Source organism: Alteromonas sp. H02, from assembly GCF_059682525.1.
In genome coordinates this window covers 2,991,067-3,011,823 of the sequence record NZ_CM185021.1, presented here as the reverse complement: position 1 = coordinate 3,011,823, position 20,757 = coordinate 2,991,067, and the positions used below count along the sequence as shown (strand labels likewise).

Below are 20,757 nucleotides of genomic sequence, written 5' to 3'. Positions count from 1 at the left end.
GCTAGCAGGACAGGCAGTAAATTAATCGCAACGCCGCAGATGAAGTAGGAGTGAGGAATGCAATTTGAAGGACAGTTAGCTCAGGCACAGTGCCAGCACCCGTTCGCCGTGTTAGGCCCGCAATTTAATGGCACGAATACCTTTGTGCAGTACTGGCAACCTGGCGCGCAGGCGGTTGAGGTGGTCGACGCAGTATCGGCTGAACCACTCGGGTCACTGACATCTGTTAACGGTGACGGACTGTTTAATGGCGTCATTGAGGGGCTTAGCAGCACGTCAGCCTATCAGTTAAAGGTGACGACCGATGACGGTGAATCGCTGGTCGCCGATCCGTATCAGTTTCAGGCCGAAGCCTATCATGCGGTGCATTTTATTGATCATAAGCCGCAAAACCTGTACCGCCAGGCAGGGGCGCAGCGTATTACCCTGGAGCGTGACGGATTCAACGCCGAGGCCATAAGATTTGCGGTGTTTGCACCGAATGCGTCCGCGGTATCGGTGATTGGCGACTTTAACGGTTGGGACGGACGGTGCCATCCCATGCAAAAAACCGATATGGGTTACTGGGTACTGGTTGTGCCGGGACTTGCAGAAGGAACGCGGTATAAGTATCAGGTTAAGGATGCCAATGGCCATCAGCTACCGCACAAAGCCGATCCGCTGGGTTTTTATGCCGAGCAATATCCTTCTCATGCGTCGCTGATATACGACCACGAGCGCTATGAATGGCATGATGCAAAGTGGCTCGAAAAAGCCGCGAAGCAGAATAAATACCAGACTCCCATGAGCGTTTACGAGGTTCATCTGGGCTCATGGAAGCGACCGGGTAACCCCGAACAGCGCTATCTCAGCTATCGCGAACTGGCCGAAGAACTGGTCGCCTATGTTACCGAAATGGGCTACACCCACATTGAGCTGCTGCCGGTTTCAGAGTTTCCGTTCGACGGCTCCTGGGGCTATCAGCCGGTAGGCTTATTTGCTCCCACCAGTCGCTTTGGTTCGCCTGACGACTTTAAGTTTTTTGTTGATACCTGCCACCAGAACGATATTGGCGTTATTATCGATTGGGTACCGGCACACTTCCCGGAAGATGGCCATGGCCTGGCCCGCTTTGACGGTAGTCATGTGTATGAGTATGCCGATCCGCGCCGCGGCTGGCATCCCGACTGGAACTCCTGTATCTATGACTTTGGCAAGGATACGGTAAGACAGTTTCTGGTTGCTAACGCCCTGTACTGGCTCGAGCACTTCCACGTTGATGGTTTGCGTGTCGACGCGGTAGCCAGTATGTTGTATCTCGATTATTCGCGGGAAGACGGCGAATGGATCCCCAATGTTCATGGCGGTAATGAAAACCTCGAGGCGATCAGCCTGCTGAAATGGATGAACGAAGAAGTGTATCGGCATTTCCCCCATGCGATGACCATTGCCGAAGAGTCCACCAGCTTTCCAAAAGTTTCACGACCGGTCTTTGATGGCGGGCTGGGCTTTGGTTTTAAATGGAACATGGGCTGGATGCATGACTCACTGCATTATATCAGCAAGGACCCCGCCTACCGCACTTACCACCACTCTGAAATGACCTTCAGCATGGTGTATGCCTTTGACGAGAATTTTGTGTTACCGATTTCCCATGATGAAGTGGTCCACGGTAAAGGCAGTCTGATTGGTAAAATGCCTGGTGACGAATGGCAACAGGCGGCCAACCACCGTTGTTACGCGGCATTTATGTTTGGCCATCCGGGCAAAAAACTTAATTTTATGGGCAACGAGATTGGCCAGAGCAGTGAATGGAATCACGATGCATCGGTCGACTGGCGTCTGCTGGATTTTGATAAGCACCAGGGCATACAGCGTCTGTACCGTGATTTAAATCATCTGTACAAAGCTTTGCCAGCGCTACACCAAAGAGATCACGAGCCAGCCGGATTTGACTGGATTGACCTGCATAACCATGAACAAAGCGTGTTTTCTTTTGTACGTCATAGCTTAAATGGCACACAGCAGGTTTATGTGATCAGTAACATGACCCCAACACCGCGGGAAAACTTCCGCCTTGGCGTGCAACAACCGGGCGAATACCAACTGGTATTAAACACCGATGATAGCGTATATTGGGGGAGTGGCGCTGCAACACCACAGCAGTGTGAGGCCGAGCCGGTGCCATGGAATCATCAACCTTATTCAATTAATGTGAATTTACCCCCACTGGCCACATTATTTATTGTATTTAACAAGGAGTGACCTTGAGCGGCGCACGGAATTTTACCTCCAGGGAAGTTGATTTAGGCAGTCCTTTTCCATTAGGCGCTACGCTAACGGAAGAGGGGTGTAATTTTGCGGTGACCTGCACGGACGCAAGAGCGGTTATCCTGTGCCTGTTTCATGCCGACACCGAAGAAACCCTGGATGAAATTGTGATGCCGGCGAAATCCGGTGATGTATGGCACGCCCGCATTAAAGGTGTGGGCGAGGGCATGTTATATGGTTACCGCGTAGATCGCGGCAGCGAGAGCTTGCACTATTCGCCCACCGATAAATTGCTTATCGACCCCTATGCCCCCCAGCTAAGCCGGCCCATGCACTGGAATGCCCGCCAGTACCAGGGTGACAGCCAGTTTATGGTGGCAAAAGGAGTGGTGGTCGCAGTGCCGGAGTCAGCAGCGCGCCCACCCAAGCCGGTTATTGAGAAGCATCGCCGTATACTCTATGAAGCCCATGTCAAAGGGCTCACGCAGCGCCATCCGGATGTTCCGGCTGAGCAGCAGGGTAAATATCTTGGCGCCAGCCATCCGGTGGTGCTCAATCACCTGAAGTCGTTGGGAGTTACCTCGGTGCAGTTTATGCCGTTAGCGTCATTCATGCCTGAGCCGTACATTACCGAGAAAGGACTGACTAACTACTGGGGCTACAATCCGGTCAATTATTTTGCTCCCGAGCCACGCTACGCTCACAGCGATCCGCTAAATGAGTGTAAAACCATGGTCGATGAATATCATAAGGCCGGGCTCGAAGTCATCGTTGATGTGGTATACAACCATACGGCTGAGGGCGGTAAAGATGGCCCGGTATTGTGCTTCAGGGGCATGTTCCCGCATCAGGCTTATCTGATGGAGCAAACCGCGAAAGGCGGACTGGTATACAGCAACCACTCTGGTTGTGGTAACACCGTGTACTCTGCTCACCCTATCATGACTACCCTTATCATGGATGCGTTGCGTTATTGGGTAAGCGACATTGGTGTTGATGGTTTCCGTTTTGATCTGGCCGCCTGTCTGGGACGCGACCCACAGCAATTCTCAGTATTTGCCGGCTTGCTTCGCGCTATCCATCAGGATCCGGTGTTAAAGTCTGCGGTATTGGTTGCTGAGCCCTGGGATATCGGTCCCGGTGGTTATCAGCTGGGTACTTTTGGTGCCCGCTGGCTGGAATGTAACGATAAATTCCGCGACTGTGTCAGAGCGTTCTGGCGCGGCGATAAAGGTACTACCGCTGACTTTGCTACGCGCCTGATGGGCTCAAGGGATGTCTTTCATAAAGGTTATCGCTCTATCAATACCTCGGTAAATAACGTGACCTACCACGATGGGTTTACGTTGCACGATCTGGTGAGCTATGCCGAACGACATAATGAAGCCAATGGCGAAGAAAACCGCGATGGTCATGGCCATAACCTGTCGGCCAATTATGGCGTGGAAGGCGAAACGCAGGACAAAGCTATTCTGGCCATGCGCGCACAGCAAAAACGTAATATGTTTGCCACCTTACTGTTTTCTCAGGGCACGCCGCATATTCTTGGCGGTGATGAGCTGAGTCGCACCCAGCAGGGCAATAACAATGCTTATTGCCAGGACAATGAAATCAGTTGGTATGACTGGGAACTGGATAAGTACCGGCAGGATTTTCTGGCCTATTGCCAGCAGGTTATTGCCATTCGCCAGCAGTCTGAACTATTGAGTCGTATGTATCTGCCGGACGACGCTTATCAGCTGCATTCCAACGTCTCTGAAGTTAACTGGTATAAGCCTGATGGTTCAGGCAAAGCGGATGACGACTGGCAGGCTGGCGGCAATAAAGCGTTTGCACTGGAAATCATTGGTCATCAGGAAGCCGGCGACAAATGTGAACACTGGCTGCTGTGTTTTAACGCCTGCGATCGGGATATTAAATTTAATACGCCGTTAAAATCGCCTAATGGCGGTTGGTCGCTGGTATTGGATACCCGTTACAGCCACCCGGCCAAGCAACCCGGCCTGCGTATCCAGCACCTGTTTTTACAGGCAGCGCATTCCTTTGCTTTGTTCAGGTATACCGACTTTCCTCGTTAGCTAAAAGGCCTGCGCGAAATTCGGGGTTGGTTGCCAAACACTGGTATACTCATCGTATCTGTTTAAACTGGCTGTCAGCCATCTGTGGATTGCTATTAAATAGCGATAATCGGCGGGTTGTGCTTTTCATTCTGTAAGTCGATGGTATTATTCCCACCCATCGAAGTGTAGAGGGTTTTTTGATGCAAAATAGTGGCAGTTCTCAGCCGAATAATTCATGTGATATTGGTGTCATTGGTTTAGGTGTTATGGGTAAAAACCTGGCCCTCAACCTGGCTGATCATGGTTATCAGGTAGCGTGTTTTGATTTAGACGCTAAACGAATTGATGCCATTGTTGCTCAGGACCGCAACGAAAATGGTGCAGATTCTACCCGGATCGTACCAGTGCATACCCTTGAAGCGCTGCGTAGTTCATTGGTTTCACCGGCCGTTATTTTACTTTCTATTCCAGCCGGTAAGCCGGTGGATATGGTGTGTGAACAACTTATTGCCGCGGGTATTGAAAGCGAAGATGTGATCATTGATACCGGCAACAGTTTGTGGAGTGATTCGGTAGAACGAGAACAACGCTTTGCTGATAAGTTCCTGTTCTTTACCACTGCCGTTTCCGGTGGTGAGGTAGGCGCCCGTTTTGGCCCTTCATTAATGCCTTCCGGCTCAGAAAAAGCCTGGGAGCGCGTTGGTCCGATGTTACGTGCTATTGCCGCCAAGGTTGACCCGGAAACCGGCAAGCCCATTGAGACAGCCACGCCGGGAGAGCCGGTTAAACATGGCGAACCCTGTGCTGCTTACATTGGTCCCAATGGCGCCGGCCATTACGTTAAAATGGTCCACAACGGTATTGAATATGCCGACATGCAGCTAATCTGTGAAGCTTATCAGATCATGCGTGTGGCGCTGGGCATGACGCCTGGTGAAATTGCCGCTGTTTTCCGTCGCTGGAATCAGGGGCCGCTGGACTCCTACTTAATTGAAATCAGTGCGGAAGTGCTCGACCAGCAGGATCCGGAAACACAGCAGCCGCTGGTGGATGTGATCCTCGACAAAGCGGGAATGAAAGGTACCGGTCTGTGGACGGCCGTAAGCGCGCTACAAACCGGCAGCCCGGCGCAAACTATCGCTCAGGCGGTATTCGCCCGCAGCCTGTCTGCGCTTAAAGCCGAACGGGTTGAGGCGGCTAAGGTGCTGGCCGGCCCTGAGGTGGCAGAGGTTAGCGAAGCTCAGCGCGAAGCAGTCATCAATCAGCTGGAACATGCGCTGTATTGCTCAAAAATCTGTGCTTACGCGCAGGGCTTCCAGCTTATGAACGCGGCGGCACAGGAGCAGGGCTGGACGCTGCACTTTGCTGAGATTGCCAAAATCTGGCGTGCGGGTTGTATTATTCGCGCGGTATTCCTGCAGTCAATTTCAAACGCTTTCGACCGCGATATCAATCTGCCTAACTTGCTGGTGGATCCGTTCTTTGCAGAACAAATCGCCACTTACCAGGCCGACTGGCGCGCTACTGTTGCCCTTAGCGCAGTGCAGGGCGTTGCCTGCCCGGCAATGATGTCGGCGCTAAGTTACTACGATTCTTACCGTACCGCGGTGTTACCGGCCAACCTGTTACAGGGCCAGCGGGATTTCTTTGGCGCTCACACTTTCTCGCGTACTGATAAACCGGCGGCAGAGAAATACCATATTGAGTGGAGTGATCCATCCCGTCCGCTGCAGCTTATCTAGTAGCAGTTTTGCAAGTACGAGGAGATAAGCATGGCTGACAACGATCAATGGCGCGATAAACTCACCGAAGAGGAATACCGGGTGACCCGCCTTGCCGGCACTGAGCGGCCATTCTCCGGTACCTTATTGTATGAGTCACGCAGCGGCAGCTATGTGTGTAAATGCTGTGGCGTAAAGCTGTTCGACGATACTAGTAAGTTTGAGTCGGGCTGTGGCTGGCCGTCGTTTTTCTCGCAAAGTAAAGACGACAACGTCGGTTATCGTTTTGACGAAAGTCATGGCATGCGCCGTACCGAAATTTACTGCAAAAACTGTGATGCTCACTTAGGGCATGTATTCAGTGATGGGCCGGCGCCTACCGGCCAGCGGTATTGCGTGAATTCTGTGAGTCTGGATTTCAATCCTGAGTAGTCTGATCTTTCTTCTCAGGAGGCAGCAGTCCTTTAAGTCTGCCTCCTGAAAATATTCCTCGTTATTTCGTGGCGCAATAACCATTATTTGAAAAAAATTTAAGTTTTTTTCTGTAATTAAATTTCAAATTTGCTGTCACAGACGATCAATTTTTAGCGCATGGGCGTCAAATTCCCGCGACTCGATAGCACCGGTAATATCGTCGGCGAGCCGGTCGAGAATGTCTACCGGCAGGCTGTACTGGCTACTTAATGCCACCAGCTGGCTGTTATCGATACTGTCGGCAAAATGATTGGTTACTTTGGTCCAGACATACGCCATACGGTAATTCTCAATGTCCATCGACAGCGTCATCAGCATACTGGTGATATGACCGTCAATTTCCTGCTCTACGTTGCCATACTGACTCAGCGCCATAAACAGGGCATCGCGGGCTGCCAGTGGATCGTCAGCAATCAGAATACTTGCCAGATCGATATAATACTTCGGCTCACTGAATACACCTTGCTTAGCCGCCGCCACAAACCGCCCCCTCGCATCCTCATAGCCAAATCTAGACCATTGATAATAGGAGATATAAGGGTCCGGTGAGTTCTTGGTTTGCCATTGCAGTTGCTTTAATGCTTTGTTAATGGAAACCGTGGCTTCTTTACGGGCAAATTCCTTATCGCGGTATTTGATGTATTCGATTTGCGATGCTTTGGCTATGCAGGACTCGTAGTTTTCGTAGTTGACCAATAACGCATACTTAGGCCGGTCACTGTCATCATCTTTGAAGTTAAAGCGGTGACGAATTATTTCTGAGCGCTCTGCCCGGCACCAGCCATCGGTATTTAAATCGGCACAAAAATGTGGGTAATCCTCACAAATAGTTTTAATGCTTGGCGCAAATAAATCACCACAAGCGCTGATAAACAGTGCAGAAGTAAGATAAACAACACCTCTCAAAAGTGTGGAAAAATTACTTAATAAATCCCTCTGCTTTATTGTTTTTATCGATTTTCTGAAACTTTTCAACAATTTGGAGTTACCTCTTTGATTATTTAGAATACCTGCCGACGGGAATAAGCGGTGAGAGTGTTCTGACGTACAACCACATATTCCTGTACACATCGTCAATTTTATACATGATTTATTTGATGAAGGCACTAGTATGAACCAACCCTTTGAGCAAGAATTGCAATCCAGCTGGCAGGAGCGCCAGGAATACGCAGAAATGATGTTACCGATCATCGGTAAATTATACCGTAACAAGTCTATCGAAATCTCTGTGTACGGTCGCACACTGTTAAACGCCAGTGCGATTGATGTAATCAAAGCTCATCGTAAAGTCCGTCTGCACGAAGGCATTAAATTACGCCTGCGCGAGAGCTATCCTATTTTAGAAGCCATCAACTCCATGCAACTGGCACCGGCCCAGATAGACATTGGTAAACTGGCTTTCGATTTTCATTATGGCAGTGCCGTCGACAAAACCGACCTGAACGCATATCTGAAGGATAAGTTAGCAGACGTGGTCGATAAATCAGATGATCATGAACCTCAGGACGTTGTGCTGTATGGTTTCGGCCGTATAGGTCGGTTACTGGCCCGCTTAATGATTGAGCGCCAGGGACAAAATAATAAACTGCGCCTGCGCGCAATTGTAGTGCGTGGCGGTCGTGACGGCGATCTGGAAAAACGTGCCAGCCTGCTACGTCGTGACTCGGTTCATGGGCCGTTTAACGGCAGCATTACCATCGACCACGAGCGTAATGCCCTGAAAGCCAACGGCTCGTATATCCAGGTGATTTACGCCAACAGCCCTGACGAAATCGATTACACAGCGTATGGCATTAACAATGCGCTGGTTATTGATAACACTGGTATCTGGCGTGACCGCGATGGTCTGGGCCTGCACCTTAAAGCCAAAGGTACCTCAAAAGCCCTGCTGACTGCGCCTGGTAAAGGGGATATTAAAAATATTGTATACGGCGTGAATAACAGCGACATTACTGAGTCTGACACTATCGTGTCGGCAGCAAGTTGTACCACCAATGCTATTACGCCAGTCCTTAAAGCGCTGGATGAAGAGTACGGTATTGTTAACGGTCACGTAGAAACGGTGCACTCCTATACCAATGACCAGAACCTGATTGATAACTATCATAAAGGCGAGCGCCGCGGCCGTAGTGCACCGCTGAACATGGTTATCACCGAAACCGGTGCGGCTAAGGCTGTTGCCAAGGCGTATCCAAAACTGGCCGGCAAACTTACCGGTAATGCGATTCGGGTACCTACACCAAACGTATCGATGGCCATTCTGAACCTGAATCTGGATAAAACCACCGACAAAGTGGCAGTGAATGAATTCCTTCGCGATACGGCATTGTTTTCGTCTTTGCAGCATCAGATTGATTACACGGCCTCTACGGAGGTGGTTTCTACCGACATGGTTGGCACCCGTGCAGCGTCAGTGATCGATTCCCAGGCGACTATTGTCGCGGATAATCGCTTAACCCTGTATGTTTGGTATGACAATGAGTTTGGTTACAGCTGCCAGGTAATGCGTGTGGCGATGGATATGGCCGGTATCACCGTGCCGACACTGCCAGTCTAAACCGCAATTGTACAAGCTTTAAACGGCACCTTTACTGGTGCCGTTTTTTTATCCGCACCTAACTGGCTAATAGTTGGCCAGAATCCACAAAAATCCGCTTTTCACCGTTTAAGTGCATAGTATTGTTAAACTCGACTGTGTTAAATTAAAGCCATTGGCACACCTAAAATAAAACAGATAACTATAACGACAGATGCAGATTTCCAGCCTATTTGACAGCGGTAACATCCGCGTAATCCGTGCCGAGCAACCTGATGACATCATGCTCGCTATCAATAAAGACAATCAATCCGATTTTTATCAGTGGTTCCATTTTCGCCTGACCGGTGAAGTTAACCGACTGCATACCCTGCACATCAGCGACCTGGCTTCTTCAGCTTATCCAAAAGGGTGGGAAGGCTACAATGTGCTGGCCTCCTATGACCGTCAGACCTGGTTTCGGGTCGACAGCGAGTTTAATGGCGATATCCTGACTTTCAGCATTGCGCTGGAGCAGCCGCAGGTTTATTTTGCTTATTTTATTCCATACAGCTACGAGCGCCATCTCGACCTGTTAGCCGATGCGCAATGTTCGCCATTATGTGAGCTTAAATACCTCGGTGATACCCTCGACGGCCGCGATATGTCCATGCTGGTAATTGGTGAACCGGGCGAAGATAAGCGCAACATATGGATAACCGCGCGCCAACATCCGGGTGAAAGTATGGCCCAGTGGTGTGCCGAAGGCATTATCGCCCGCTTACTGGATGAGCAGGATGGACTGAGCCGGGCACTACTGGAAAAAGCGGTATTCTATATCGTGCCTAATATGAATCCTGATGGCAGTGCCCGCGGCCATCTGCGCACTAACGCGGTGGGCGCAAACCTAAACCGCGAATGGAAAACACCTACGCCTGAGCGCAGTCCGGAAGTTTACTATGTGTTGAATGCGATGCATGAAGTAGGTGTCGACATGTATCTGGACCTGCATGGCGATGAAGCTTTGCCGTATAACTTTGTGGCAGGCAGCGAAGGGATCCCGGCTTACAACGATAAACTTAAAGCGTTGGAAAATCAGTTTAAGGACGCCTTGCTGATGGCCACGCCTGAGTTTCAGGATGAGTTTGGCTATGCCAAAGACGAACCCGGACAAGCCGACCTGACTATTGCATCGAATGCAGTGGGTCAGGCCTTTGAGTGTCTGGCTTATACGATAGAAATGCCTTTTAAAGATAATAATAATTTACCTGATCCATTATTCGGCTGGTCTGTGCAACGTTGCCAGCAGTTTGGTGAAGATATCCTGGTAGCCGCATACAATGTGGTTGGCAGTTTAAGGACATAACAACAATAAACATTAACAACAAGGGGAAACTGGTTTGGAAGGCTTGTTTAATTTTTTAACGTCGCTTGACGGGATGCTCGGGGGAGCCGACTGGTTTCCCTTTGTACTGTTAGGCGTAGGTCTGTTTTTTACGATTTATCTTAAATTTCCGCAAATTCGTTTTTTTAAACATGCGTGGAAAGTGGTTACCGGCAAGTACGATCACAACGACGACCCGGGCGATACCACGCACTTTCGGGCGCTTACGACCGCGTTATCCGGCACCGTAGGTACCGGTAATATCAGTGGTGTGGCGTTTGCGATTTTCCTCGGAGGTCCGGCGGCGTTGTTCTGGATGTGGGCAACGGCATTTTTAGGTATGACAACCAAGTTTGTTGAGGTCACGCTGTCACACAAATACCGGGTCAAAACCGAAGATGGCACCATGGCTGGTGGCCCCATGTATTTCATGGACCGTGGTCTGAACATGAAATGGCTGGCGGTTGCGTTTGCCATTGCAACGGTTATTTCATCATTTGGTACCGGTAACCTGCCACAAAGCAACGGTATTGCCACCAGTATCGAAACCACCTTTGGTTTTGAGCCCTGGATCGTAGGTAGCGTACTGGGTATTTTACTGGCACTGGTTATTCTTGGCGGCATCCAGCGTATTGCGGCGTTTACTGCCCGGGTTGTGCCCTTTATGGCGGTGGTGTACCTGATTGGTGCGCTGGCGGTAATTTTCGCTAACATTGAAAATGTGGCGCCATCTTTTGCCGCAGTGATCAGCGATGCCTTTACCGGTTCAGCGGCAGCAGGGGGCTTCCTGGGTGCGTCACTGGCTTATGCGTTTAACCGCGGGGTTAACCGGGGCTTATTCTCTAACGAAGCCGGTCAGGGTTCAGCGCCTATCGCTCACGCGGCGGCTAAAACCAAAGAGCCGGCGTCGGAAGGGATGGTGTCACTGCTTGAGCCGTTTATCGATACCATTATCATTTGTACCATTACCGGCCTGGTGATTTTGTCATCTGGCGTATGGAAAGAAAAACATGAAAACGTGTTTGATCGCTCTGATATGGTGTTTGTGGCGGGTGAGTACACCGACACAGAAGAAGCCGACAAATCGCAACTCTACGGTTTCTTAAACAGTGTTGATGGCAACGAAGTCGAAAGTTATACCGGTGCCATTACGGTGGTTAATGGTTCTGCCGTAACCGGTGGTTTCACGCTGATTAACGCTCGTTCAGTTGCCGAAGACGTACAATACCTGGTGGGCAGCGAGGATCCTTTCTCTGGTACCCTGCAGATTGAAAACGGTAAGCCGCTCAAAGAAAACCTGATTATTCAGGGTAAATCTCTGGTTCACTCAGCCTCACTGACGACCATTGCCTTTACCCGTGGCTGGTTTGGTGACTTTGGTCAGTACATTGTGTCTATTGGCTTGTTGTTGTTTGCCTTCTCAACCGCCATTGCCTGGTCTTACTACGGTGACCGTGCCATGACCTATTTATTAGGCCCACGTTCAATCATGCCGTATCGGGTAATTTATGTGGCCGGGTTTGTTTGGGCGTCATTCTCTGATACAACCCTGGTATGGGCACTCTCTGCGGTGGCTATTGTGGTAATGACCCTGCCTAACCTGTTCGGTATTGTATTACTGAGTAAAGAGATGAAAGCGACTGTCGATGAATATTGGCAGCGTGTAAAAGAGAACGAAAAGTAAAAGTAAACCAGAGCCGGATTCTGTCAGTAAAAACACTGACGCCGGCAATGTTTTTTAAAAGCCAGGGCTGACTCCTGGCTTTTTGATATGGTGTTGTATTGTTTACAGACCGATATGTGCAGCGATGCCTTTCGCTGGAGCTTGTCAGCAACAACAGTGCGTCACCCGGAAATAACGATCAGAGGAGATAGAATGGCGTTAATTGATTGTCCGTCGTGTGGTAAGAAGATGTCAGATAAAGCCAAGACTTGCCCTAACTGCGATTTCTCTTATGGCGAAGCGTCAGTCGAGGATATTGAACGCAAAGAGAACATGAAACGGTTTAAGAAAATGCATAGCATTCAAAACCAGTCGATGCTCGCGATGCTGTTATTTATTGGTGGTTTCGGTTTTATGTACTGGGGCGGGGTCGCGCCAGGTGATACCCAGCATTCTGCAGCGCTGATGGCCTGTGTAATAGGTTTTTTATGGTATGGCATCAATCGCGTACGAATTGTGCTTTTAAAACGGTCGAGTAAATGAATGTAGAACAACTTCTCGCTGCCATGACGCCAGACGTTTACGAACGTTTGCGTCAGGCTGTCGAAACGGGTAAATGGCCTGACGGCAAGGTACTGTCTGACGAACAAAAAGAAAACTGTCTGCAGGCGGTATTGTTGTACCAGGCCAGAATCGCTCAATCCAACGAACATATGACCGTTGGTGAAAGTGGCGAAATTATCCACAAGAGCAAAAGTGAGCTGCGTCGCGAATTACGCGAAAGCCAGTCTAATGAACAATCCATTGCGCGGTTTAAACAGGATGATATTTAGTCGATTTTTTTCGCCTTCCCATAGTAGTAATGATCCGGACACAAGAATTAAAGCCATTGAAAAATTATCGCCAGATTCGCCTAACGAAAGACGCATCCTGCATGAATTAGCCTTTAATGATTCGGCCGCGGCAGTCAGTCTGGCGGCCCTGGAAAAGCTCAACTCTTTTGCCCTGTGGCTGAAAATGTCACAGATCGCCAAAGAACCGCGGCTAGTTACCGCCGCACAGGCCAGGGTTGAATGCGCCCTGATTGATGGTAATGCTGAAATCAGTCAGCAGGAAATCAAAGAGTACCTGTTAAAATCGGCCCCGGCGGAGCAGGTGAGCAAATGTCTGCCGCTGATGACCGAATTGCATCAGGATAAAACCTTTTGCCTGGATATCCTCAACAAGCTCGGGCGCAGCAGTTTTACCCAACAGTTGTTTTCGGCCACCCCTGAGTCAGCGTTAAAATTCGCCATTATCGAGAACAGTCAGGATTCTGATTTATTGCAAAAGTTGTTGCGTAAGGCAACCGATGAGACGTTGCAACAGGCGTTAGCAGACCGCCTTGACTATTTGCAGGAACTGGCACAAAAACCGGTTCGACTGGGCCGCGAAGTGACCCTGGTGCTATCGAAACTGCTGGCGTTACTGGACAAATCTGATTTTGAGAAAATTAGTGCTGACCAGGCCTCGCTTAATGAGGAGTATCAGGTTCTCAAGGCCGATTTTGGCTGCCTGGATGACGAAGCGCGCCAGGAATATGAAGCCAAACTAACGACGCTCAATGAACGCGTTTCAGCATTGTTAGCCCGACTTAAACCAGAGTTTGAGGCGCAACAGCGCGCCGCCGCCCAACAAGAAGCTCAACAGGTTTGTAGTGAAACTGTGGCAGAAGTCAAACGACTTCATAAGCAACTACAGGGCGAGCAAATACTCAGTCTTACCCTCGGCGAAGTAACGGTGTTTCAACAGGCTGTTGAAAAAGCGGAAAATGCGTTGGCGGCACTGCAGGAGTATGCCGAGCCGACAGAAGAAATTGAGAGTATGCTGGAAAGTTACCGGCATATCTGGGATCGCCTGCCAGACTTACAGCGTCAGGTAGCGGCCCTGCAAACACAATTACAAACCTGGCAGCAATGGCTGGTAGATGACAACGTTAGCTGGCAGCTCGACGAGATCAAAACCAGCTGGCGTGAACAAACTGCTTCAATGGCTGTTGTACCGGTATTTTTACGTACCCAATGGCAGACGTTACTGGAACAACTAAAAGTCCGTGAACAGCAGCGTCAGTCCAGTCAACAACGTCATCTTAAACACTGCCGCAAGCATATTAACATCATCAATAACATGGTAGAGCAGGGCAAATACCGGGCCGCTATGGCACGCTTTCAGCAGCTTGAAAAAGACTATCAGAGCCTCCCGCCTGACACCCGGGCCATGCTTGAGAAACGTTTTGAACAAACCCGGGAGCAAATTGCCCGGCTGGAAGGCTGGCAGATTTATCTTGCCGCACCACGCAAGCCGGAACTGATTGAACAGGCCGAAGCGCTGCTGCAGGAAAGTCAGAATGATATGCCGGGCAGGGCACGTTCAATCAAATACCTCAGGCAGCAATGGCAGAGTCTGGGTGAATCAAATACGGTCGAAGATCAGGCCTTAAACACGCGTTTCGACGAATTGTTAGAGAAGGCTTTTGAGCCGTGTCGCCGTTATTACGCTGAACTGGAACTACAGAACGACAAGGCGGCAGCCGAGCGTCAGCAATTGATTGAGCAGATGGTAGCGCTCGCCAACGATTCAGATGAGCCGGCGCAGCAGTTTCAGCAGTTTGAAGCACTTAAAAAGCAGTGGCAGCAGGCCGGACAAACCGAAAGTGAGCGTTATCGCCAGTTACGGGAAACCTGGGACCAGGCCTGTAGTGTAGTTACCGAGGTGATTACCCCGTGGTTACAGCAAAATCGTCAGACCAAGCAGGCACTCATTGATGAGGTTAACGCCCTGAGTGAGCTCGACGATATTCAACAGGCCAGAACCGAGGCCAAAGCGCTGCAGGCCCGGTGGAAAACTATCGGCCCGGCGGGCAAGCGTTATGAGTCGAAGCTGTGGTTTGCGTTTAAGGCTGCTAACGATAATCTGTTTAATAAGGCTAAATCAGTTCAGGCTGAGCAGAAAGCGGCACAATCACAGGCCGCCAGTCAGTGGCGTGAACAATTGCAGCAGGTTCAGCAAGCGCTTCAGAATGACCAGACAGCTGCCAGTGATGTTCAGCAAATGCTGGATGAGTGCCAGTTGGCGTTAAAAGAGGTGAACGACAGCAAGCTTCAAAAAACGCTGGCAATAGAGCTGGCAGCGGTACAATCAACACTTGATGCAGCGGTTGACCTACAGCTCAATGAAGCTTTCGCCAGCGCTACAGAACAAATGCTTGAACAGGTGCTAACTGCTAAACAGCCTGTTTCGGCGCTAGCTGAAGATTATCCGATCCTGCCTGCGAGCTGGTTTAAAGGTAATGGGATTGATGAACCCCAGGACTGGCTTAAAACATTACTTACCCTTGAGGTACTGGCGCAACTGGACTCGCCGGAAGCGGATGGTTCATTGCGCTCGACAGTGCAGTTGCAAATGATGCAGGCAAAACTGAATGGCGAGTCATTGCCGTCGTCCTATCCGTTAATCGCCAAACTGCTTGCCAGTCAGGCTGTCCTGGCCGAACTGGATACCTTACCGTTCAGACAACGGTTATTCGACGTCTGTGTCCATTTTGGATTGCCCGGAGAAGCGTAAGTAGTGAAAAACAGTGTTGAATATAAATTTCCCACTCAGCCGCTGGCTTACCGGTTTTTAAATACGGTAAAGCACTTTGACGCCGAGCAACTGGTTGTTAAATACGGTCAGACAAATCATCATGTTAAAGTGAGCTACCGGATTAAAACGGAAGGTTTTGATTCGACTCTGGGTGAGCTTGACGATTTGGCCAGCCAGATGGAAGGCGAGGAAGTTTGATATAAGCAGGCAGGTCTGAGTTGATCAGGCCTGCCTGAACGCGTTAATCTGCGCTGAATTCCACCTCGTAACCCGCATATTTACGAATATTAATCACCCGGTCACCATCAAGCATCCAGTACTGGCCTTTGATGCCGGTTAATGTGCCGCTGAATTGTGGGGTTTTATCCAGGTTAATGGATTTAATCTTAACCGGGTAGTCCTCAACCGGGTAGCCAATTACATGGCTTACATCATCCACCGTAGTCACCGCCTGTATCCCTTTATCGGCAGTTATCTGAGCTAAATCATCGGCCAGCTTTTCGAGCATCTGATGTTTCAGGGCAATTAAATCCTGCTGTTCAGGCTGACCTTTCAGCATGGTCCGCCAGTTAGTTTTATCACCAATATACTGCGTACATAACTGTTCAACCTTGCCGCTGGTCAGGCGGTCGGGCACTCTTAACATCACGGTTGCCTGGCTGGCCCCCTGATCAATCCAGCGGCTGGATATGCCGTCGGTGACATGGCGGGTAATACCCACTTTCAGGTTGCCGGTATTGGCCAGATAAACAAAGTGGTCGGAAAAACAGTTTTCTTCTCCCCACTCAGGCTCGCGGCAGGTGCCTTCGTGGAAGTGGCACTTTTCTGGTTTGATAATACAGGTATCGCACTGGGCCAGTGAGATCACGCAGGGATAACAGTAGCCCTGATTAAAACTTTTTTTGGTTTTACGCTGGCAATGGGTGCAATAAATATTGCCCGTGTGCACTATGCTGACCGACTTGCCGATCAGCGGGTTCATGGATACCGAATCGTCACCCACCGGCAATTCATACTGAGCTACGTGGGCGGCATCGGTGCTGACGCGCATTTTTCTGAGAGTTCCTGAATACTGCATGTTTGTCTGTTCCTGTTAATTACTCAGTTCACCCTGCAAGCTCTGGCCAAGCTGGCGTTTAAGCTCGTCGAATGACAGTGACTGGCTGAGCAGGTAATGTAATTTTGCTAATGTAGCTTCCGGCGTCATATCGAAACCGGAAACTACGCCCGCCTGAGACAGGCCGTGACCGGTTTTATAACCGCCCATATTGACCCGGCCTTTAAAACACTGGGTGCAGTTAACCACCACTATTTCCCGGGCCGCGGCGGTTTCCAGCTGGGTTAGCAGTTGTTTGTTCTGAGGCGCGTTACCCACACCATAGCTAAGCAAAATGAGCGCGTTGACCGGCTGTTGTAAGGTATTCTCAATCACCATAGGCGAGATCCCCGGATACAGACTCACTAAACCAATGGGCTGGGCGGTCACCTTGCTTACCTTCAGTTCGGTATTGTCAGGCTTGGCAATTTTGCCCGCTTTAACCCGGATATTAATACCCGCTTCGAGTAGGGGGGGGAAGTTTGGAGAGTCGAAAGCATCGAAACCATCCGCATCTACCTTGCGGCTGCGGTTGCCACGAAACAGCTTGTTATTAAAAAACAGGCTGACTTCAGCGATGGGGTAATTGGCGGCAATATACAAAGCATTTAATAAATTCACCTGACCATCAGAGCGCAGTTCGGCTAACGGAATTTGCGAGCCGGTTACAATCACCGGTTTACTCAGGCCCTGGAGCATAAAGCTCAGTGCCGAGGCGGTATACGCCATGGTGTCAGTGCCGTGAAGGATGATAAAGCCATCAAATTTGTGATAATTCGCCGCAATATCATCGGCGATAAACTGCCAGTCGGCCGGACTCATATCTGACGAGTCCATTAGTTCATCATATTCACGTAGTGTGAACTGCGGCATTTCCGGGCGATGAAATTCCGGCATTGAAGCCAGGGTTTTGGCCAGGAAGCCAGCCGCTGGCACGTAACCCTGGGATGAAGGCCGCATACCGATGGTACCGCCGGTATAGGCAATGTAAATCTGTTTACGCATGGTTTTACCATAAACTACTGTCAGTGGCGTGATTGTAACAAGGGATCGGTGGTTGGCTAAATGCTTAATGTGGCTATTAGTTAATTGATGAGTTCACAATGGCGAAAAGTTAACTGATAATAAACGGAAGTTTTGCAGTTATGACAGGGAACAGGATGAATAAAAACGGATCGTTAGTGTGTGTCGGGCCTGGCATGATACTTGGCGCACATATGACTGAGCGTTGTAAAAATCATATCCAGCAGGCCGACGTGGTGTTTACCAGCTGTCATCCGGTTATTGAAAAATGGCTGGCGACGCTCAACTCCTGTACCTATTCATTACAGCATTTGTATGCTGACAATAAGGATCGCCGCAATACTTACCGCCAGATGCAGGAGGTCATGCTCGAAGAGGTCCGCAACAATCAAAAAGTCGTTGGTGTTTTTTATGGGCACCCGGGGGTGTTTGCTCAGGTGCCTCACCGCTCTATTCAACAGGCTATTGAGGAAGGTTATCAGGCGTGGATGGAGCCGGGTATTTCAGCCGACGCCTGTTTGTACGCTGATATGGGCATTGACCCCGGGGCTTATGGCTGCCAGCAGTTTGAGGCAAGTCAATTTATGTTTTATCAACGCCAGCTCGACCCCAGTGCGTATGTTATATTGTGGCAGTTGGGTCATGCTGGTGACTTATCTCTCACGCCGCGTCTGACCGGTGCGCCGGAAAGACAGGTTCTGGTAGATATGTTGCTTGAGTATTATGCGCCTTCTCATGAGGTGGCGATATATGAGTCGCCGTTTTTGCCTACTCAGCAACCGCGGATCATCTGGCAACGCCTGGATGAACTGCCAGAGGCGGATATTTCATTAATTTCGACGCTGGTGATCCCGCCCGGGCGGCGCTTAATACCGAATGATGAAATTGTCACACGATTAAAGTCGATTTATCCGGCGTCACATGATAAAAATACACTTAAAGACGAAGGCTGATAATAAGGAGCCAACTATGGGTGCAATCTCTCTGTTAGAAAAATTAGGTGCCGACCCGAGCCTGAATATCAATGATTTATCGCCAGCAGAGCGTGCTGAAGTGGAGCAGCTGTTAGCCACCTTAGCGCAGGAAAAAAATAACCCCACGCTTTCTATTAACGAGCCGACCGACCCGGATGATGACGATAACGTACCATCCGAAGAGCCAGCTAAAGACGCTTAAACTGATTTTAATAACGGTAGGGTAAGAACGGTACAGATGCGATTTATTTGGTTCGGTTTTCTTCTGTGCGTGAGTTGGCCTGTATTGAGTTCAGAGCATATCGATAAACTGCGGCATATCGATAGTGTTCGACTCTCCGATCATCAAACGGCGAAAGCCGAACTGGCGAGCATCCCGGTTACGGCTCTAGACAGTGATGAAGTGCACTACTACCGCTATCTGCAATGTTTAATCTTAACCGTTGATAGTGAACTCACCGATATTATCGCTCGTTACGATAGCCTGCTGGAAGAACCTGTGCAGCCGGAACTGCGGATCCGCGTACTGGGCTCGCTAATTAATTTACTCGGCGTAAAGCGCGACTGGAAAAGTGGCTTACAGCGGGTTGAGGAATTGTTAGCCTTGTTGCAGGAAATCCCGGATTCCACCTATAAGCCGGATGCTTATCTGAATCTTGCTCACTTTCACCTGAATATTGGCCAACCAGAAACCGCCTTGCATTTTGCTGAAAGAGCCTTCTCCAGTGAAACGCTGGTGCCACGCATTCGCTGCGGTTTGCATCTGGTGGTTATTTCAACCAAGGCCAAATTGCAACTCGATTCTCTTAACCTGGCTGAGTTCACTGAGGCAGACCGGGTTTGTAACAATGCGGATCAGAATTACACGATTGTTAATATCAACATCTGGAAAGCCAAATGGCTGTTACAACAGAATCGCCTCGATGAAGCGCAAACGGTGCTGACGACCACGTTAATGAAAGCAGAAAGCTTTCCCACCAGTGGGCAGTTAATTGAGATTTATAGTCTGTTTGCCATGGTCTATTGGGCCAATGAGGAGTACGACAATGCTAGTGAATATGCCGACAAAGTTATGGCAGTGGAGTTTAAGGAAGACTTCCCGCAGCCGCTCATCGACACCTATGACATAAAAAGGCAACTGGCCGAACGCAATGGCAATTACCAACAGGCCTACCAGTATCTGACGACCCGTCAGCAACTGGAACAGAATATGTACGAACGGCAACTGGCGGATGAAATTGCTATCCAGCAGGCACGTTTTGACATTGATGCCAAACAAAGTGAAATTGAGTTACTGGATAAACAGAATGAACTGCTAAAAGCCGAATCCATGCTTATCAACGAACGTTTGGAGAATTCATTACTGGCACTGGCGTTGGTGTCGATTCTGTTGTCATCGTTGTTATTTTGGTCGTATCGCAGTCGTAAAGTGCAGTCCAAGTTAAGGATGTTTGCACAAACCGACGCGCTGACGCAGATTGCCAATCGTGGTCACTTCACTGATTGTTTAACCGAAAAATTAACTCAGGCGCAGAAAAACGGTAGTCTGGTTGGCCTGATACTGCTCGATCTTGATCATTTTAAAAATATTAATGATACCTATGGTCACCAGGTCGGAGACTGGGCATTAATTCAAACCGCAAAAGCCATTAAAGAGAGTGTTGGTGACGATACTATTGTGGGCAGGTTAGGCGGCGAAGAGTTCGGCGCAGTGATTACCGGTAAGCTGGAGGGCGAAATTATGCACATTGCCGAACGTTGCCGGCTTGCGATTGAAAATATTCAGTCAACCATGAGCGAGTATCAGTTTAAGTTAACCGTGAGTGCCGGCGTCAGCAATTCTTCCCAGGCTGGCTACAAGCTTGAAAATCTTTATGCGGCAGCCGATTTAGCGCTCTATCAGTCCAAACATTATGGTCGCAACCGGGTTTACGAATACTCGTCAACACTGGTAGGTTAATTCTTTACATTTA

17 protein-coding genes are annotated in these 20,757 nt (G+C 49.5%); 14 read left to right on the top strand and 3 right to left on the bottom strand.

Features of this window, described 5'->3' with window-relative positions; all coding sequences use genetic code 11:
* Positions 1–57 precede the first annotated feature (57 nt).
* The 4 genes from glgB (at position 58) to msrB (ending at position 6,463) form a co-directional block, all read left to right on the top strand.
* The gene (gene glgB / locus AC566Q_RS13910) at positions 58–2,244 is read left to right on the top strand and encodes a 1,4-alpha-glucan branching protein GlgB (RefSeq protein ID WP_499607176.1); all 2,187 of its coding nucleotides are present in this window, start codon (positions 58–60) and stop codon (positions 2,242–2,244) included.
* Between the two features lie 2 nt (positions 2,245–2,246).
* The gene (glgX, locus tag AC566Q_RS13905) at positions 2,247–4,328 is read left to right on the top strand and encodes a glycogen debranching protein GlgX (protein WP_499607173.1); all 2,082 of its coding nucleotides are present in this window, start codon (positions 2,247–2,249) and stop codon (positions 4,326–4,328) included.
* A gap of 182 nt (positions 4,329–4,510) precedes the next feature.
* Complete coding sequence (gene gnd, locus AC566Q_RS13900) at positions 4,511–6,052, top strand: NADP-dependent phosphogluconate dehydrogenase (protein WP_499607171.1); 1,542 nt, start codon at positions 4,511–4,513, stop codon at positions 6,050–6,052.
* A gap of 30 nt (positions 6,053–6,082) precedes the next feature.
* Positions 6,083–6,463, top strand: coding sequence for a peptide-methionine (R)-S-oxide reductase MsrB (msrB, locus tag AC566Q_RS13895; RefSeq protein WP_499607168.1), 381 nt, complete (start codon positions 6,083–6,085; stop codon positions 6,461–6,463).
* Positions 6,464–6,598: 135 nt separating this feature from the next.
* On the opposite strand, the gene AC566Q_RS13890 is transcribed toward msrB, so the two are convergent.
* The gene (locus tag AC566Q_RS13890; RefSeq protein ID WP_499607166.1) at positions 6,599–7,411 is read right to left on the bottom strand and encodes a DUF2989 domain-containing protein; all 813 of its coding nucleotides are present in this window, start codon (positions 7,409–7,411) and stop codon (positions 6,599–6,601) included.
* A 205-nt stretch (positions 7,412–7,616) separates the two neighbouring features.
* Between AC566Q_RS13890 and AC566Q_RS13885 the strand changes: the two genes are divergently transcribed.
* From AC566Q_RS13885 to AC566Q_RS13855, 7 genes are all read left to right on the top strand, one after another.
* Positions 7,617–9,062 carry a glyceraldehyde-3-phosphate dehydrogenase gene (locus AC566Q_RS13885; RefSeq protein WP_105936788.1) on the top strand — a complete coding sequence of 482 codons (1,446 nt, stop codon included), beginning with the start codon at positions 7,617–7,619 and terminating at the stop codon, positions 9,060–9,062.
* 193 nt (positions 9,063–9,255) lie between these two features.
* Positions 9,256–10,386, top strand: a complete 1,131-nt coding sequence (locus AC566Q_RS13880; RefSeq protein WP_499607163.1) for a M14 family metallopeptidase — start codon at positions 9,256–9,258, stop codon at positions 10,384–10,386.
* Positions 10,387–10,420: 34 nt separating this feature from the next.
* On the top strand, positions 10,421–12,088 hold the full coding sequence (locus tag AC566Q_RS13875; protein WP_499607160.1) for an alanine/glycine:cation symporter family protein: 1,668 nt from the start codon (positions 10,421–10,423) through the stop codon (positions 12,086–12,088).
* Positions 12,089–12,280: 192 nt separating this feature from the next.
* On the top strand, positions 12,281–12,610 hold the full coding sequence (locus AC566Q_RS13870) for a zinc ribbon domain-containing protein (protein WP_499607157.1): 330 nt from the start codon (positions 12,281–12,283) through the stop codon (positions 12,608–12,610).
* Positions 12,607–12,900 carry a YeaC family protein gene (locus AC566Q_RS13865; RefSeq protein ID WP_123326971.1) on the top strand — a complete coding sequence of 98 codons (294 nt, stop codon included), beginning with the start codon at positions 12,607–12,609 and terminating at the stop codon, positions 12,898–12,900. The genes AC566Q_RS13870 and AC566Q_RS13865 overlap by 4 nt, the downstream gene beginning before the upstream one ends.
* Positions 12,890–15,670, top strand: coding sequence for a DUF349 domain-containing protein (locus AC566Q_RS13860; RefSeq protein WP_499607153.1), 2,781 nt, complete (start codon positions 12,890–12,892; stop codon positions 15,668–15,670). The genes AC566Q_RS13865 and AC566Q_RS13860 overlap by 11 nt, the downstream gene beginning before the upstream one ends.
* 3 nt (positions 15,671–15,673) lie before the next feature.
* On the top strand, positions 15,674–15,889 hold the full coding sequence (locus AC566Q_RS13855; RefSeq protein ID WP_105936794.1) for a hypothetical protein: 216 nt from the start codon (positions 15,674–15,676) through the stop codon (positions 15,887–15,889).
* A 43-nt stretch (positions 15,890–15,932) separates the two neighbouring features.
* Here AC566Q_RS13855 and AC566Q_RS13850 read toward each other — a convergent pair whose 3' ends face one another.
* Positions 15,933–16,769 (bottom strand): DUF2797 domain-containing protein, encoded by an 837-nt coding sequence (locus tag AC566Q_RS13850; protein WP_499607150.1) that lies wholly within the window; start codon positions 16,767–16,769, stop codon positions 15,933–15,935.
* Positions 16,770–16,784: 15 nt separating this feature from the next.
* Entirely contained in the window at positions 16,785–17,792 is a 1,008-nt protein-coding gene (gene ansA / locus AC566Q_RS13845; RefSeq protein WP_499607148.1) for an asparaginase, read from the bottom strand.
* Between the two features lie 155 nt (positions 17,793–17,947).
* Between ansA and AC566Q_RS13840 the strand changes: the two genes are divergently transcribed.
* The 3 genes from AC566Q_RS13840 to AC566Q_RS13830 all read left to right on the top strand — a co-directional run bounded on the left by AC566Q_RS13840 (position 17,948) and on the right by AC566Q_RS13830 (position 20,744).
* Entirely contained in the window at positions 17,948–18,763 is an 816-nt protein-coding gene (locus tag AC566Q_RS13840; protein ID WP_499607146.1) for an SAM-dependent methyltransferase, read from the top strand.
* A gap of 16 nt (positions 18,764–18,779) precedes the next feature.
* Entirely contained in the window at positions 18,780–18,986 is a 207-nt protein-coding gene (locus AC566Q_RS13835) for a hypothetical protein (RefSeq protein WP_499607143.1), read from the top strand.
* 84 nt (positions 18,987–19,070) lie between these two features.
* A complete protein-coding gene (locus AC566Q_RS13830; RefSeq protein ID WP_499607141.1) occupies positions 19,071–20,744 on the top strand; it encodes a diguanylate cyclase in 1,674 nt (557 codons plus the stop codon).
* The last annotated feature ends 13 nt before the right edge of the window (positions 20,745–20,757 follow it).